Source organism: Paraburkholderia sp. SARCC-3016, assembly GCF_031119615.1.
Lineage (GTDB): Bacteria > Pseudomonadota > Gammaproteobacteria > Burkholderiales > Burkholderiaceae > Paraburkholderia.
This window is the reverse complement of sequence record NZ_JAVHZD010000016.1, coordinates 170844-187137: the sequence shown is the minus strand read 5'-3', so window position 1 is coordinate 187137 and position 16294 is coordinate 170844. Positions and strand designations below refer to the sequence as shown.

Below are 16294 nucleotides of genomic sequence, written 5' to 3'. Positions count from 1 at the left end.
GCCAAGCGGTCTTAGAAAGACAAAACATTCTACCAACTCCTTGGCTCACAGAACGACATGGCTACGATCCGACTTGTTGTGGGGCTCGGGCCCGGCGTGGGGCATGGATGCGAACATGCTGCTCGCCTGGCACAAGTACGGCGGCGGCAAGGAGTTGCTCGCGGAGATCTACCGCAACCTGAATCTGAACGTCGTGTCCTATCTGTACGGACCGATGCCGACACAGCCGCTCGGCTGGTTCAAGAAGGCCATCACGAAGCCGGACGATCTCGCAGGCACAAAGTTTCGTACCGTCGGACTGTCGATCGACATCTTCACGGCGATGGGCGCGGCGGTCAACGCGCTGCCCGGCAGCGAAATCGTTCCGGCGATGGACCGCGGCCTGATCGACGCGGCCGAGTTCAACAATGCGAGTTCGGATCGCCAGCTCGGTTTTCCCGACGTATCGAAGATCTGCATGTTGCGCAGTTTTCACCAGTGCTCCGAAACGTTCGAGATTCTCTTCAACAAACCGAAATACGACGCGCTGCCGCCGCATCTGAAGGCGATCATCGGCAACGCGGTCGAAGCGGCGTCGCAGGATATGTCGTGGAAAGCGATCGACCGCTATTCGAAGGACTACATCGCGCTGCAGCAACAAGGCGTGAAGTTTTACGCGACGCCGAATACGGTGCTGCAGGCACAGCTCAAGGCCTGGGACGAGATCGTCGCCAGAAAAGAGAAAGAGAATCCCGCGTTCAAGAAAGTCAACGATTCGATGCGCGCATTCGCCGAGCGTACGACGCGCTGGCAAAGCGACACGAACGTCGACTACCGGATGGCAGCCGCGCACTATTTCGGCAAAAAAGCATGAGGGATGTTCGCGGGCAACCGGTGTGAGCGATCCATGCAAAAGCTACTGCTGCGTGTCGACGCGATCAGCACATGGGTAGGTCAGGCGTTCGCATGGCTGATCGTCGCGCTGACGCTGATGATTTCGTACGAGGTCTTCTCGCGTTACGCATTGGGCACGCCGCACGCATGGGCGTTCGATGCGGCGAACATGCTGTACGGCACGCTGTTCATGATGGCCGGCGCCTATACGCTGTCGCGCAACGGCCATGTACGCGGCGACGTGCTGTACGGCTTCTTTCCGCCGCGCGCGCAAGCGCTCGTCGATCTCGTGCTGTACCTCGTTTTCTTCATTCCCGGCACCGTCGCGCTCGTCTGGGCCGGCATCGCATTTTTCGGCGATTCCCTTGCGCAGAACGAACACTCGTCGATTGCCGCCGACGGCCCGCCGATCTACCCGTTCAAGGCCGTGATACCGATAGCGGGCGCGTTTTTGCTGCTGCAGGGCGCGGCCGAAATCGTGCGCTGCGCGATCTGCCTGCGGCGCGGCAACTGGCCACGACGCGCGGGCGATGTCGAGGAAGTCGACGTCGAGAAGCTCAGGCAGTCGATCGACGTACCGGAGCGGGAAGTCGCGGTGTCGGCGCCACACGCGAGTGACAGCACGACCGGCACACGGAGCGCACCATGAGAAAAGAAGCGTGGTTCGGACTCTGTCTGATGGCGCTCGTGCTCGCCGCGATTGTCTTTCTGATGCCGGCGCCGTCCGCGATGACCAACGAGCATCTCGGCCTCCTGATGCTCGCGCTGATCGTGATCTGCATCATGCTCGGTTTTCCGACCGCGTTCACCTTGATGGGCATGGGCGTGCTGTTCGCGTGGCTCGCCTATCGAAGTGCGAGCCCCGAGCTGGCGGTCCGGCAGACGCTCGACCTGATGGTGCAGCGCGCCTACGGCGTGATGACCAACGACGTGCTGATCTCCATTCCGCTGTTCGTCTTTATGGGCTATCTGATCGAGCGCGCCAACCTCGTCGCCCGTCTGTTCAGGAGCCTGCATCTCGCGCTCGCGCGCATTCCCGGTTCGCTCGCGGTCGCCACGCTCGCCACGTGCGCGATTTTCGCCACTGCAACCGGCATCGTCGGCGCGGTCGTGACGCTGATGGGGCTGCTCGCTTTTCCGGCGATGCTGAAGGCCGGCTACGGCACGCGGCTGTCGGCCGGCGTGATTACCGCCGGAGGCTGCCTCGGCATCCTGATCCCGCCGTCGGTTCTTCTGATCGTGTATGGCGCGACCGCGGGCGTGTCGGTCGTGCAGTTGTATGCGGGCGCGTTTTTCCCAGGACTTATGCTCGCCGGACTTTACATCGTCTACACCATCGTCATCGCGAAGCTGCGGCCGGACCTCGCGCCGCCGCTGTCCGGGGACGAGCGTCGCGTGCCGTTGCCCGACTATGCGCAACACGCGGCCGGTACGCGCCGTGCCGGTGCGCTGATCGCGCTGCTGCGCCTGTGGCGCGACAGGCGCAATACCACCGCGCCGCGACGCGTGCTCAACAGGCAAATCGCAATCGCGCTGATTCCCGCGATCACCGTGCTCGGTGCCGCGCTGCTCGGCTACCGCGTGTCGGTGGCGCCACCGCCGGCTCTGACCGCGGCCGCGCCGGTGGACCTCAACGAACGACGCTTTCTCGACGAGTCATCGTCGACGGGCCTCGACAGCCTGCAGGCGCCGCCGGGCGAGCCCGCAGCGGCCGATGCGGCCGCGCCGCGCCAGGCGGACGAAGCGGCACTCGCGGCGCCCGCCGCGCCGCGCGTGGAGAGTCCGGGCGCAGCGGACACCTCGAAACAACATGCGGCCGGTCAACCGTCGAAGTGGTTCTGGATCAGCGTCGGGATCGCTGCGCTGCTGACGGTCGCTTTCTATCTATGGTTCGATTTTGCGCGCCTCGAAGTTTTCAAGATGCTGCTCGGCTCGTTTTTCCCGCTTGCCGCGCTGATCGTGGCCGTGCTCGGCTCGATCGTGTTCGGGTTCGCGACGCCGACCGAGGCCGCCGCCGTCGGCGCATTGGGAGGCACGGTACTCGCAGCGCTGTATCGGCAGCTGAATTTCACCGTCCTGAAGGAATCGGTGTTTCTGACCGCCAGGACCAGTGCGATGGTGTGCTGGCTTTTCGTCGGTGCGTCGATCTTTTCGGCGGCGTTCGCGCTGCTCGGCGGACAGGCGCTGATCGAGCGGTGGGTCCTGTCGATGCAGTTGTCGGCGTTCGAATTCATGGTGCTGTCGCAGGTCATTATTTTTCTGCTCGGCTGGCCGCTCGAATGGACGGAGATCATCGTCATCTTCATGCCGATCTTTATCCCGCTGCTCGCGCACTTCAATATCGATCCGCTTTTCTTCGGCCTGCTGGTCGCGCTCAATCTGCAAACCGCATTCCTGTCGCCGCCGGTCGCGATGGCCGCCTTCTATCTGAAGGGCGTCGCGCCGCGGCATGTGACGTTGAATCAGATCTTCGCCGGCATGCTGCCGTTCATGGCGATTCAGATCGTCGCCGTCGTGCTGCTTTATCTGTTTCCCGCCATTGGACTGTGGCTGCCGTCGGTGCTGTATGACTGACACGCGCCGCGCTCCGGCGGCCACGCCCGCCCGGCGAAGAGCGGCCTAAGCCGTCGGCCAATGGTGGAGAGGTCGATTCGATGCCTGAACAGATCACGAAGTACCCGGATGTCACCCTGCGGGTGCTGAAAGGGGCGGGAGCCGTGTGCGCAGAAGGCGCCCCGCAAAAAATTCTGACGCAATGCCCTGCCACGCGGTTCTGTGCGCTTCCGACCGGTGAGCTATGTATCTACGGCATCGACGAGATCAAGTCGATGACGCAAATCAGCGCGAGCGAGATAGCCGCTGTGGTGGCGCCGGAAAGTCAATCCGATGCGTCGCCGCTGTTCGCGACATGGTGGGTGGCGGGTGCCGTGCTTGGCGCCGGCCTGATCACGGGCTTCGTGTTCGGCAGATACCGGAAAAAGCGCTAGGACACGTATGCGGGTTGCCGGTCGGCGCCTGCTTCGCTCGAGCTCGCAACACGGTCACTCGAACGCGGCGGCTCCCGCGCGCCGCTCCTGCCGCAGCAGCACATCGCGATAGATCCCCGCGCGTTTCGCAAGCTCGCCGGGCGCGCCATCGTCGACGAGCCGCCCATGCTGGATCACCACGATGCGGTCGAAGTTGCGCAGCGTCGACAACCGGTGCGCGATCGCCACCACGGTGCGCCCCTTCATCAGCCGGTCGAGCGCCAGCTGGATGGCCGCCTCCGATTCGCTATCGAGCGCGGACGTCGCTTCATCGAGCAGCAGGATAGGCGCATCCTTCAGAAACGCGCGCGCGATCGCAATGCGCTGCCGCTGCCCGCCGGAAAGCCGCGCGCCGCGCTCGCCGACCACCGTCTCGAGGCCATCGGGCAGCGAGCGGATCAGGTCGAGGCAGTTCGCGCGCTCGCAGGCCCGCAGCACTTCTTCTTCGCTCGCGTCGGGCTTGCCGTAGCGAATATTCTCGAGCAGCGTCCGGTTGAACAGCGAGGTGTCCTGCGGTACGACCGAGATCGCGTCGCGCAGGCTTGCCAGACTCACATCGCAGAGCCGCTGGCCCGAAATCGCGACCGCGCCCGACGCCCTCGGCGGATCGAACGAACGTTGCAGCAGCGCGAGTATCGTCGTCTTTCCGGCACCGGACGGCCCGACGAGGCCGACGCGCTGCCCCGCGTCGATATGCAGGCTGAAGTGATCGAGCACCGGCCGGCGGCCCGGATACGCGAAGGTGACGTTTTCGAAGTCGATATTCGCGTCGCGGATCTGCAGCGCGGGCGCGCCGATCGCCTCCTCCATCTCGCGCGGCACGAGCAGCGACTGCGCCGCTTCGGCAAGCCGCGCCACATGCTGCGTCAGGTCGACGAGCGCGACCGCGAGGTCGCGCGTGCCATGCAGGATCGCAAACCCGAGCGAGCTGACGAGCACGACGTCGCCGGTCGTCGCGCGCCCTTGCGTCCACAGCCACAAGACCCAGCCGAGCAGCCCCGCCGACAGCACCGCCGTCGCGACCGCATGCAGCAGACGCAGCTTCTCGAGGTAGCGCAGACTCGTTCGGCGCGACGCCATCTCGCCGGCGAGAATAGAGTCGAGCCGTGCACTTTCGCGTTCGGTTGCGACGAACATCCTCACCGTCGCCATATTGCCGATCACATCGACGAGTTCGCCGTCGACCGACGCCGCATCGGACGCGAAGCGCATATGCTTGCTGTTTCCCTTGCTGGCGAGCCAGAACAGGAATGCGGCCATGCACACCGAGATCAGCATCAGTGAAAACGCCATCCACAGATTGACCCAAGCGAGCATGGCGATGGCGCCGAGCACCGATAGCAACGGCGGCAACGCGACCCAAGCCACCGTGTTTTCGATCGAAAACACGGCGTTCGCCGTCGCCGATACGCGGCTTGCGAGCATGCCGGGCCGAACGTTGGAAAAATACGCCGAAGAATGGCCGGTTACGTAACCGAACAGCTGACGCCGCACATCGCCCGTCACCGCGACGAAGGTCCGCACGCTGATCCAGCCCGATACGCGCCAGAACAGGTTGTCGGCGAACAGCAGCACGACGATTACGATAAATGCGGCAATCACGCCGGCCGGGTGGGCGCGCCCGTGAGGCAACGCATCGATGAGATTGCGGATTGCAAACTGCGACCCGAGCGAGCAGCCGACCGCGACCACGATGCCGAGCAGGACGAGCGCATGCGCAACGGGGCGGCGGCCGATATATTGCAGCAGTAGCAAAACCGGCTTTCCCGCATACCGGGTAAGCGTTTTCGCGCGGCGGCCGCGCGTGCGCGACGCATGCAGGTCGTCTGCCGCATTCTGTTTCGCACTGCCCATTCCGAGGCTTTCCATCATCGCTGGATGACTCCGCGTCTGGCGATTTCGCACGCGCGTGCGTACGGTGCGCGGCGCCGCCCTGCCGTCCGCGTCCTCACCGTAGCAAGCCGCTCGCCTGACGCCGCGCGTTCGCCATGCCGCCCCGCCGCTTCGAAAAATCACCATGACAGCACGGGCCGCGCGACAATCGACGACGCTCGCCCACGTTGCAGACGGAGACCTCTGATGGAAACATTCGGACCCGGCAACACGCACGAAGTGACAAATCAGGTACCGCTACTCGCCGGATACAACCTGTTCGCGAGCGACGCGGCGCTCGTCGCCGCCGTCGAACGCGAGGGCGCCGGCTGGCATCGCGCCGCGCTCGAACGCGACGGCGCGGCGTTGAGTTCGCCCGACATGCTCGCGCTCGGCGAGCTCGCGAACCGCCACACACCCGAACTGATGACGCACAGTCCGCGCGGCGAACGCATCGACACGCTCGAATTCCATCCGGCATGGCATACGTTATTGGCGCAACTGCGCCGCGCCGGCGTGCACGCGCTGCCGTTCTCCGACCCGCAGCCCGGTGCGATGGTCGCGCGTTGCGCGGCCTATCTGCTGCATGCGCAGATCGAAGCAGGCGCTTTGTGCCCGATCACGATGACCTTCGCGAGCATTCCCGTGCTGCAACGCGAACCGCAGCTGTTTGCCGCGCTGCGCGACAAGCTTTACACGCGCGAACACGATGCGCGCGACGTGCCGCTCGCGCAAAAGAAATCGATGATGATCGGCATGGGCATGACCGAAAAACAGGGCGGCTCCGATGTGCGCAGCAACCGCACGCACGCGTTCGCAGCGCCCGGAGCGGGCGGCTCGGGCCGCGGCGGCGAATATCGGCTCGTCGGTCACAAGTGGTTCTTTTCGGCGCCGCAGTGCGATGCGCATCTCGTGCTCGCGCGCACCGACGATCACGAAGGCGTGTCGTGCTTCTTCGTGCCGCGCTTCACGCCCGACGGCGGCAAGAACGCGGTGCGCATCCAGCGTTTGAAAAACAAGCTCGGCAACCGCTCGAATGCGAGCAGCGAAGTCGAATTCTTCGACGCGTACGGCGTGATGATCGGCGACGAGGGCCGCGGCGTGCCGACGATCATCGAAATGGCGAACTACACGCGCCTCGATTGCGCGCTCGGCAGCACCGGACTGATGCGCGCGGCGCTCGTGCAGGCGATCCACCACGCGCGCCATCGCAGCGCGTTCGGCCGGCTGCTCGCCGAACAGCCGCTGATGCGCAACGTGCTCGCCGACCTGTCGCTCGAATCGGAAGCGGCGACGGTGCTCGTCATGCGGCTTGCACGCGCATTCGAAGACACGACCGGCACGCTCGAGGAGCGCGCGTGGCGGCGCCTCGTCACGCCGGCGGCGAAATACTGGATCTGCAAGCGCGCACTGGAATTCACCGGCGAAGCGATGGAAGTCTGGGGCGGCAACGGCTATGTCGAAGAAGGGCCGATGGCGCGCTTCTACCGCGAGGCGCCGGTCAATTCGATCTGGGAAGGATCGGGCAACGTGATGTGCCTCGACGTGCTGCGCGCGCTCGAAAAGGAACCGGAAGCAGCGCAGGCGCTGCTGACCCAGTGGCGCGGCGTCGCGCAACAGCACGCGGCGCGTGCTTCGGCACTGCCGGCCGCGCTCGACCGGCTGCTCGCGACACTCGCCGCATCGCCCGACACGCGCGAAGCCGCTGCCCGCCGTATCGCGCAGCAACTGGTGCTGATCGCGCAGGCGGTGTTGCTCGTCCAGCATGCGCCGCCGCTCGTTGCCGATGCATTCATTGCGACGCGAATCGCGGACCGTTGCGGCGACAGTGGGCGTGTCTATGGGACGCTGCCGGCTGCGCTCGATCATGCGGCGATCGTCGGGCGCGCGTTTGCGGGGTAAGCCCGATCTCGCGCTCTACTTCAACCACCGCGTCGGCGGCACGTCGCCGCGCGGCAAACGCGCGGCCGCCGCATCGACGGCCGGGTCGGCCGCATTGGCCGGGTCAGCCGCGTCGACCGCGAGGTTGATCTCGTCGTCCTGCGCGGCCGTATCGGCCGCGTCGGCCGCGCCGCTTTCGAGCCGGTGCAGCCACGCGAGCAGCTCCGCGACCGCGGCGTAAAGCTGCGGCGGAATCCGCGAGTCGAGGTCGACCTGCATCAGCAGCGACACCATCTCGGGCGCCTCGTGCACATAGAGGCCCGCTTCTTTCGCGCGTTGCACGATCATGTCCGCGACGAGCCCATAGCCCTTCGCGACCACGCGCGGCGCGGCGCCCGGCTGGTGGTCGTCGTAGGACAGCGCGGCGGCGCTTTTGCGGGTCGTGCGGCTCAAAGCGGTATGTCTCCGTCGAAGAGATCGAACGGCGGCACGTCGCCATGGCTGCCGGCCTGCACTTCCCCCGCGGCGCCGGCGGCGCTTGCCGCGGCAGCCGCTGCGGCGCGCGCGTAGGCGGCCGCCGCAGCTTGCATCGAAGGCGCGCCGGTCCAGCCCGCGGGCCGGCCGGCGACGCCTTCGTCAGGCCCGCTGGCGATCTCGCGAATCGCCAGCGCATTGAGCGCGATGCCGACCGCCGCGAGACGCTGCCGGAACGAGTGGCCCTGCGCCGCAAGACGCGCGGCGCCCGACGGGCTCGCCTGCACGCGCGCCGTCAGCTGCGTGCCGACGAGCGTGAGATCCGCGTCGACCGTGCCGAGCAGCGGCAGCGACAACGTCAAGCGCGTGCGCCACGGGCGCAGCGCTTCGGAATCGGGCGCGTCGGCATCGCCGCCACGCGACCAGCGGTCGCCGCGCTCTTCGATCGTCCAGTCCAGACGCGCGCCCGGCCACGCCTCGCCGCTCCAGCGGAATTCGCCGGTCGCCAGCAGATCGAGCTGCTGACGCACGAGCGTAACCGTCGCCGGATGCACCGACGTAGCCATCATCTGCGTCGACAACTGACTCTGCGCCGCATTGGCCTGGACATTCGCCTGGCCGCCGCTCATGCCGCCGTTCGCGTTGCCGCCCTGCGCGCCATCGCGCGCGGCTGGCGTCCCGACACCTAACGCGTCTTCGGCGAATCCCTGCACGGCCGCCGCGAAGCGCGCCGTCATCGGCATCGGAGCGCCTTGCGCCTCGCGCGCCGAGCCCGGGTTCGGCTGGGCCGCGCCGCCCTGCTGCGCGGAACCGCCTCGCCACCACGGCGCGACGCCGTCGGCGTCGCCGCCGCTTTCGTCGGGAGACCAGTCAAGCGGCATTTGCGCGCTCTCGAGCACGAGGCGGTTCTGCGGCTCGTCGAACAGCGACGCCGGCGGGCGCTGTCCGCTTAGCCATTGCGCAAGATGCGATTCGTAGAACAGCCCGCTTTCGGTGACCGTCTGGCGCAGCGCCGCGGCAAGCGCGTCGACCGGCACGGTGACAGCCAAGGGCGTGACGCCCGCCGCGCCCTGCGCGGCGCCCGCTTCGGCGTCGGTCTGCGCAGCTGCCGCAGCCGAAGAAGACGTGGCAGCGCCGCCTGCATTCGCTTGCGCCGCAGTGCCGCCCGCGGCTCCCGGTTGCGCGCCGCCGGCCGGCGCGGCGGCGCCGTCGTCGAGCGCCGGCACGACCGGCCAGATCGGCCACTGGCCGACCAGCGACGGCGTCGCGTCGCCGCCCGAACGCATGATTGCGTCGAGCGTCAGCGCGATGCGCGACAGGATGGTTTGTGCGGAGGCTTGCGGCTGGTTACCGAGTAACGATACCGGCGCCCCGGTGGTCGGCGTATCGACGGCCAGTGCCGACGTACCCGTTTGCGCGGTCGACGCGTTCGCGCGTGAAGCGATCGACAACAGGCTGTCGACGCGGCTCGCGAGCAGCGCAGCTACGGCCGTGTCGATGTTGGTCATGCATCCTTCCTGTCGTCGCCAGGCAAAAAACAGAAATTAGAAACAAAAAACCGGAGTGGGATGGCGCGCAAACGAAGTGCGCCGAAGCAGCACGAAGAAACCGTGCGCGAACAGGGCGCAAAAACAGAGCAGAAAGCAGGCAATGCACAAAAACAGGCAAACCGCCGCCGGCGTACGTGCGCCGGCGGCTGATCTGTCTCACCGCGCCCCGTAGATCTCTTTCAGTACCTTCGCCGTGCGGCCCGCGAACAGCGCGGACAGCTTCGCAAGACGCGGATTCGCGAGTTCGCGGATCGCGGCGTCGTTGGCGAGGATTTCACGAATCAGCTCGTATTTGCGGCCGCGCTCGTCGTCGTCGAGATGCACGCCCACTTCAGCTTCTCTAAGACTGTCGACCAGACTGCGATACTCGTTCTGCATGTGAGCCAGTTCGCCCCACAGCGCATCGCGGGCGGCCGTCAACATCCGGCACGAGATTGCCGCGATCGCCTCATAGCGGGCGAAGTATTCCTGATTTGCAGTCATCTCACCGTTTCCGCGGATAACTGTGCAGCCATCCGCGCCACTTCCGGCCCAATACCCGTCCATGCTTCCTCGATCGTTGCGAGCAGTCCGTCGACTTCGATCAGCATCGCTTCGTTGCTTTTAATATTCGCTTCCAGCAGGCGCCTTGCCATATACCCGTACAGCGCATCGAGCCGTGCGGCGATCTCGCCGCCCGCGTTGCGGTCGAGCGAGGCCTGAAGGCCGCTTTCGATGATCCGGATCGCCTTGCCGATCGTCTCGCCGCGCCGGCCGACTTCGCCTTGCCGCAAATGGAAACGCGCCTGCGCAATCGCCTGGCGCGCGCCCTGGATCAGCATCGCGATCAGTCGATGCGGACTCGCACCCATCACCCCTGTCTCGTTGCCCACGCGTGCGTAAGCGTTGGCTCCGGCCTGCCCTGGGGAAAACATCGGCGCTCCTCCTGTGTGATGCGCGCTGCGCTTGGATCAGACGAACCAGCCCTGCCGCTCCCGTGGTCGCATAGCAGTGACTGTGTGTCCGTGTTATCGGACGGTCGGAACAAAGCTTTAGGGTGCCGAAGCGTGGACTGACCGACCCGCGCGCGGGACGCCGCACAGGTTGCGGTTACACCTGCATCTGCATGATGTCGTTGTAGGCGGTGACGAGCTTGTTGCGCACCTGCAGCGCGAACTGGAAGCCGATGCCGGCCTTCTGGCCGTCGATCATGACGTCGTTGAGCGACACGTTCGGCGCGCCGACTTCGAATGCCTTGGCCTCGCCTTCGGCCGCGACCTGGTCGTTGCTGACCTTGTCGAGCGAGGCCTTGAGCGCGGCGCCGAAGCTGCCGGCGTGCGCGCCGCCGGCCTGCGCGGCCGGCGCGGCGGGATCGCCAGCCGCTTCCGACGCCATCGACTGGATCTGTTGCAGCGCGGAAGTAAGCGGATTCGCGACGGTCATGATGTCTCCATGAGTGAAGAAGAACCGGCTGTGCGAACCACGATCGGCCGCCATGCCGGATTGACGGGAAGCATAAACGGCGGCGCCTTCCGGACAGTCCCGAAACTAGGGGGAAAACCCTGCTCTATTCGGCCAATCGCGTTGCATCCCGAGGGGGAAAATGCGCAACGTGAAAGTCTCTGTCCGCGCGCCCGCAGCCGCTGGTGCGGCCCCCGCCGACAGGACCCTGGCACCCCGGAGAACCCCGACGCATGGATTCGTCAGCCAATTCCTTGATCAACCCCGAAAGCCGCAGCATGGGCCTCGCCAATGCGCAGCCCGCCGCAGGCACGGCGGGCGCCGCTGCCGGCCAGTCGGCCGGCGCGGCCGACCTTGGCGGCCTCGGCGGCAACTTCGCGCAACGGCTGTCGTCGTTCCCGTCGTCGATTACGCAGATGCGCGGCAACCCGCGCGCGCCGCTGATCGTTGCCCTCGCGGTGCTGATCGCCGTCGTGGTCGGCCTCGTCATGTGGTCGCGCGCGCCCGAGTACAAAGTGCTGTACAGCAACCTGTCGGACCGCGACGGCGGCGCGATCGTCGCTGCACTGCAGCAAGCCAATATTCCGTACAAGCTGTCCGAAGGCGGCGGCGCGATCATGGTGCCGGCCGATCAGGTGCACGAAATGCGCATGCGCCTCGCGCAGCAAGGCTTGCCGAAGAGCGGTTCGGTCGGCTTCGAACTGCTCGACAACCAGAAATTCGGCATCAGCCAGTTCGCCGAGCAGGTCAACTACCAGCGCGCGCTCGAAGGCGAACTCGAACGCACGATCCAATCGATTTCCACCGTGCAGTCGGCGCGCGTGCATCTGGCTATTCCGAAGCAATCGGTGTTCGTGCGCGATGCCGAGCCGCCATCCGCGTCGGTGATGGTCGATCTGTACCCGGGCCGCGTGCTCGACGAAGGCCAGGTCAACGCGATTACGCATATGGTCGCGTCGGCGGTGCCGCAGCTATCGCCGCGCAATGTGACGATCGTCGACCAGGACGGCAATCTGCTGACGCAGCCGAGCGCCGGCACCGGGCTCGACGCGACGCAGCTCAAATATGTCAAGCAGGTCGAGCGCGATACGCAGCAGCGCATCGACGCGATCCTTGCGCCGCTGTTCGGCGCCGGCAATGCGCACTCGCAGGTCAGCGCCGACATCGACTTCTCGAAGGTCGAGCAGACCGCCGAAACCTACCAGCCGAACGGCAACCCGCAGCAGGCCGCAATCCGCAGCCAGCAGTCGAGCAGCGATGTCCAGACGCAGCAGGCCGGCGCCTCGGGCGTGCCGGGCGCGCTGTCGAACCAGCCGCCGCAGTCCACGCAGGCGCCGATCGACGCGCCGAACGGCGCGAGCGGCGCGACGCCGCCGACGCCGATCAGCGACCATAAGGATTCGACTACGAACTACGAGCTCGACAAGACCGTGCGCCACTTCCAGCAAGGCGGCGGCGGCATCAAGCGGCTGTCGGTCGCGGTGGTCGTGAACTACCTGCCGCACACCGACGCGAAGGGTCACACGACGCAGCAGGCGCTGCCGGCCGACAAGCTCGCGCAAGTCGAGCAGCTCGTGAAGGACGCCATGGGCTTCGATGCGAAGCGCGGCGACTCGGTCAACGTGGTCAACAGCCCGTTCACGCTGCCGGTCGACCCGAATGCGAACCTGCCGTGGTGGCGCCAGCCGGACATGATCGCGCTCGGCAAGCAGATCGCGACCTATCTCGGCATCGCGGCGGTCGCGCTGTTCCTCTATTTCGTGATGGTGAAGCCGGCCCTGCGCCGCGCGTTCCCGCCGCCGGTCGAAGCGACGCCGGTTGCGGCGCTCGCGTCGGCATCGGACGAACCGATTCTGCTCGACGGCGTGCCGGCTTCGGCGAAGGTCGAGGAAGGCGGCTCGGACGCGGCGCTGCTCGCATTCGAGAACGAGAAGCACCGGTTCGAGAAGAACCTCGAGTACGCGCGCCAGATTGCGCGCCAGGATCCGAAGATCGTCGCCACCGTCGTCAAGAACTGGGTATCCGATGAACGCTGAAGGCATAACCAAGAGCGCGTTGCTGCTGATGTCGATCGGCGAGGAAGAGGCCGCGCAGGTATTCAAATTCCTCGGCCCGCGCGAGGTGCAGAAGATCGGCGTGGCGATGGCCGCGCTGCGCAACGTCACGCGCGAGCAGGTCGACGAGGTGCTGCAGGAATTCGCGCGCGAAGCGGAGCAGCACACGGCCCTCTCGCTCGATTCGAGCGACTACATCCGCTCGGTGCTGACGAAGGCGCTCGGCGAAGACAAGGCCGGCGCGATCATCGACCGGATCCTGCAAGGCAGCGACACGAGCGGCATCGAAGGCCTCAAGTGGATGGACTCGGCCGCCGTCGCCGAACTGATCAAGAACGAGCACCCGCAGATCATCGCGACGATTCTCGTGCACCTCGACCGCGATCAGGCGTCCGAAATCGCCGCGTGCTTCACCGAGCGCCTGCGCAACGACGTGCTGCTGCGTATTGCGACGCTCGACGGCATCCAGCCGGCCGCGCTGCGCGAACTCGACGACGTGCTGACCGGCCTTCTTTCGGGCAGCGACAACCTCAAGCGCAGCCCGATGGGCGGCATCCGCACCGCGGCGGAAATCCTCAACTTCATGCCGAGCAACCACGAGGAATCGGTGCTCGAAAACGTGCGCCAGTACGACGCGGAGCTCGCGCAGAAGATCATCGACCAGATGTTCGTGTTCGAGAACCTGCTCGACCTCGAAGACCGCGCGATCCAGCTGCTGTTGAAGGAAGTCGAATCGGAGGCGCTGATCATCTCGCTGAAGGGCGCGCAGCCCGCGCTTCGGCAGAAGTTCCTGTCGAACATGTCGCAGCGCGCGGCCGAACTGCTCGCCGAAGACCTCGATGCGCGCGGTCCGGTGCGCGTGTCCGAAGTCGAGACGCAGCAGCGGCGCATCCTTCAGATCGTGCGCAATCTGGCCGAGAGCGGCCAGATCGTGATCGGCGGCAAGGCGGAAGACGCATATGTCTGAACGTGAGTCCGCGCGCAGCGACACACTGTCCGCGTATCAGCGGTGGGAGATGGCATCGTTCGATCCGGTGCCGGAACCCGATCCCGTTGAAGAAGAACGCGACATCGAAGCCGAGCTGCAACGGCTTCGCGACGCTGCGCATGCCGAGGGAGTCGCGTCGGGCCACGTGGCCGGACAGGCGCTCGGCTACCAGGCGGGCTACGAGCAGGGACACGCGAAGGGCGTCGAACAGGGACGCGCCGAAGCGCGCAAGGAAGCCGAACGCGTGATCGCGATCGCCGATTCGTTTACGGGCGCGCTCGGCGCCGCGCAAAGCGAAGTGGCCGAGACGCTCGTCGCGCTCGCGCTCGACATCGCCCAGCAGGTCGTGCGCCAGCATGTGCAGCACGACCCGACCGCGCTGCTCGCCGCGGCGCGCGAAGTGATCGCGGCCGAACCGGCTTTGACCGGCGCGCCGCATCTGATCGTGAGCCCGACCGATCTGCCGATCGTCGAGGCGTATCTGATGGACGAACTGCGTGCGCGCGGCTGGAACGTGCGCACCGATCCCGCGATCGAGCGCGGCGGCTGCCGTGCGCAGGCCGCGACCGGCGAAGTCGACGCGACCATCGGCTCGCGCTGGGAGCGCGTCGCGGCCGCGCTCGGCAAGGTGAGCACATGGTAAGCCCGCCGACCCTCGACGACATCCACACGAACGATCTCACGCCGCTCGAGCGCGAGATCGCGCTGGCGTCGGTCGGGTCGAATGCGCCGCATGCGCGGCCGGCCATCGCCGCCGACAATCCTCATTTGCAGGCATGGCGCCAGCGGCTCGACGCGCTGCGCGAGCGCAATGCGATCGCGAAGCCGCTGCGCGCCTGCGGGCGGCTGACCCGCGCCGCCGGCCTCGTGCTCGAGGCGGTCGGGCTGCGTCTTTCGGTCGGTTCCGAAGTAATGATCGAATTGCCGCCCGGCAGCACGCTGCCGATGGCCGAAGCCGAAGTGGTCGGCTTCAGCGGCGATCGTCTGTTTCTGATGCCGACCACCGAAGTGCACGGGCTGTTGCCGGGCGCTCGCGTCTATCCGCTCGAAACGGCGCCGGTCGAAGACCCGATGACGGGCGCGAAGCGCCTGCCGGTCGGCTGGGGGCTGCTCGGCCGCGTGCTCGACGCGTCGGGCAAGCCGCTCGACGACCTCGGCCCGCTCGCCGCCGTCGACGACGCGCCGCTGACCGCGCCGACCATCAACCCGCTGCACCGCGAGCCGATCCACAAGGTGCTCGATGTCGGCGTGCGCGCGATCAATGGACTGCTGACCGTCGGCCGCGGCCAGCGTATGGGCCTGTTCGCGGGTTCCGGCGTCGGCAAGTCGGTGCTGCTCGGCACGATGGCGCGCTACACGAGCGCCGAAGTGATCGTGATCGGCCTGATCGGCGAACGCGGCCGCGAAGTGAAGGAATTCATCGAGCAGATTCTCGGCAAGGACGGTCTCGCGCGCTCGGTCGTCGTCGCGGCGCCGGCCGACATCTCGCCGCTGCTGCGGATGCAGGCCGCCGCTTACACGACGTCGCTCGCCGAATATTTCCGCGACCAGGGCAAGCACGTGCTGATGCTGATGGATTCGCTGACGCGCTATGCGATGGCGCAGCGCGAGATCGCGCTCGCGATCGGCGAACCGCCGGCCACGAAAGGCTATCCGCCGTCGGTGTTCGCGAAGCTGCCCGCGCTCGTCGAGCGCACCGGCAATGGGCCCGAGGGCGGCGGCTCGATCACCGCGTTCTACACGGTGCTCACCGAAGGCGACGACCAGCAGGATCCGATCGCCGATTCGGCACGCGCGATTCTCGACGGCCATATCGTGCTGTCGCGCGCGCTCGCCGAAGCAGGACACTATCCGGCGATCGATATCGAAGCCTCGATCAGCCGTGCGATGACCGCGCTCATCGACGACAAGCATCTGGAAAAGACCCGCATGTTCAAGCAGATGCTGTCGCGCTACCAGCGCAACCGCGATCTGATCAATGTCGGCGCCTATTCGAGCGGGCGAGATGCGCTGCTCGACCGGGCGATCGCCCTGTATCCCCGCATCGAGGCGTTCCTGCAGCAAGGTTTTCGCGAATGCGCGCCATTCGACGCGAGCCTGCAGGCGCTTGGCGCGCTGTTCAACGAAGGAGGCTGA

At 66.4% G+C, this 16294-nt stretch carries 15 protein-coding genes; 9 read left to right on the top strand and 6 right to left on the bottom strand.

All coding sequences use genetic code 11. The annotated features are described in order from the left end of the window. From QYH69_RS17930 to QYH69_RS17915, 4 genes are all read left to right on the top strand, one after another. Nucleotides 1-853, top strand: an 853-nt coding sequence (locus QYH69_RS17930; protein WP_308833178.1) for a C4-dicarboxylate ABC transporter, incomplete at its 5' end; no start/stop codon positions are given. A gap of 33 nt (nucleotides 854-886) precedes the next feature. After that, nucleotides 887-1522 carry a TRAP transporter small permease subunit gene (locus QYH69_RS17925; protein ID WP_075158449.1) on the top strand — a complete coding sequence of 212 codons (636 nt, stop codon included), beginning with the start codon at nucleotides 887-889 and terminating at the stop codon, nucleotides 1520-1522. Then, nucleotides 1519-3447 (top strand): TRAP transporter large permease subunit, encoded by a 1929-nt coding sequence (locus QYH69_RS17920; RefSeq protein WP_308833177.1) that lies wholly within the window; start codon nucleotides 1519-1521, stop codon nucleotides 3445-3447. Before QYH69_RS17925 ends, QYH69_RS17920 begins: the two co-directional genes overlap by 4 nt. An 80-nt stretch (nucleotides 3448-3527) precedes the next feature. After that, nucleotides 3528-3860 carry a hypothetical protein gene (locus QYH69_RS17915; RefSeq protein ID WP_308833176.1) on the top strand — a complete coding sequence of 111 codons (333 nt, stop codon included), beginning with the start codon at nucleotides 3528-3530 and terminating at the stop codon, nucleotides 3858-3860. A 54-nt stretch (nucleotides 3861-3914) separates the two neighbouring features. On the opposite strand, the gene QYH69_RS17910 is transcribed toward QYH69_RS17915, so the two are convergent. Beyond that, the gene (locus QYH69_RS17910) at nucleotides 3915-5771 is read right to left on the bottom strand and encodes an ABC transporter ATP-binding protein (protein ID WP_308833175.1); all 1857 of its coding nucleotides are present in this window, start codon (nucleotides 5769-5771) and stop codon (nucleotides 3915-3917) included. Nucleotides 5772-5978: 207 nt separating this feature from the next. Between QYH69_RS17910 and QYH69_RS17905 the strand changes: the two genes are divergently transcribed. Next, a complete protein-coding gene (locus QYH69_RS17905) occupies nucleotides 5979-7673 on the top strand; it encodes an isovaleryl-CoA dehydrogenase (protein WP_308833174.1) in 1695 nt (564 codons plus the stop codon). 15 nt (nucleotides 7674-7688) lie between these two features. On the opposite strand, the gene QYH69_RS17900 is transcribed toward QYH69_RS17905, so the two are convergent. The 5 genes from QYH69_RS17900 to fliE form a co-directional block, all read right to left on the bottom strand. After that, nucleotides 7689-8105: an EscU/YscU/HrcU family type III secretion system export apparatus switch protein gene (locus QYH69_RS17900; RefSeq protein WP_308833173.1), complete on the bottom strand. Its 417-nt coding sequence runs from the start codon at nucleotides 8103-8105 to the stop codon at nucleotides 7689-7691. Then, nucleotides 8102-9634 carry a flagellar hook-length control protein FliK gene (locus QYH69_RS17895; RefSeq protein ID WP_308833172.1) on the bottom strand — a complete coding sequence of 511 codons (1533 nt, stop codon included), beginning with the start codon at nucleotides 9632-9634 and terminating at the stop codon, nucleotides 8102-8104. The genes QYH69_RS17900 and QYH69_RS17895 overlap by 4 nt, the downstream gene beginning before the upstream one ends. Nucleotides 9635-9832: 198 nt before the next feature. Continuing rightward, nucleotides 9833-10159, bottom strand: a complete 327-nt coding sequence (locus tag QYH69_RS17890) for a flagellar protein FliT (RefSeq protein WP_075158455.1) — start codon at nucleotides 10157-10159, stop codon at nucleotides 9833-9835. Further along, nucleotides 10156-10590, bottom strand: a complete 435-nt coding sequence (fliS, locus tag QYH69_RS17885) for a flagellar export chaperone FliS (RefSeq protein ID WP_308833171.1) — start codon at nucleotides 10588-10590, stop codon at nucleotides 10156-10158. The genes QYH69_RS17890 and fliS overlap by 4 nt, the downstream gene beginning before the upstream one ends. Nucleotides 10591-10765: 175 nt before the next feature. Beyond that, on the bottom strand, nucleotides 10766-11098 hold the full coding sequence (fliE, locus tag QYH69_RS17880; protein WP_374992439.1) for a flagellar hook-basal body complex protein FliE: 333 nt from the start codon (nucleotides 11096-11098) through the stop codon (nucleotides 10766-10768). A 251-nt stretch (nucleotides 11099-11349) separates the two neighbouring features. On the opposite strand from fliE, the gene fliF reads away from it, so the two are divergent. From fliF to fliI, 4 genes are read left to right on the top strand one after another with little or no spacing between them, the layout of a single operon-like run. Then, nucleotides 11350-13152, top strand: coding sequence for a flagellar basal-body MS-ring/collar protein FliF (gene fliF / locus QYH69_RS17875; protein ID WP_308833170.1), 1803 nt, complete (start codon nucleotides 11350-11352; stop codon nucleotides 13150-13152). Beyond that, entirely contained in the window at nucleotides 13142-14137 is a 996-nt protein-coding gene (fliG, locus tag QYH69_RS17870; RefSeq protein ID WP_075158458.1) for a flagellar motor switch protein FliG, read from the top strand. The genes fliF and fliG overlap by 11 nt, the downstream gene beginning before the upstream one ends. Then, on the top strand, nucleotides 14130-14801 hold the full coding sequence (fliH, locus tag QYH69_RS17865) for a flagellar assembly protein FliH (protein ID WP_308833169.1): 672 nt from the start codon (nucleotides 14130-14132) through the stop codon (nucleotides 14799-14801). The genes fliG and fliH overlap by 8 nt, the downstream gene beginning before the upstream one ends. Then, nucleotides 14795-16294: a flagellar protein export ATPase FliI gene (gene fliI, locus QYH69_RS17860; RefSeq protein WP_308833168.1), complete on the top strand. Its 1500-nt coding sequence runs from the start codon at nucleotides 14795-14797 to the stop codon at nucleotides 16292-16294. The genes fliH and fliI overlap by 7 nt, the downstream gene beginning before the upstream one ends.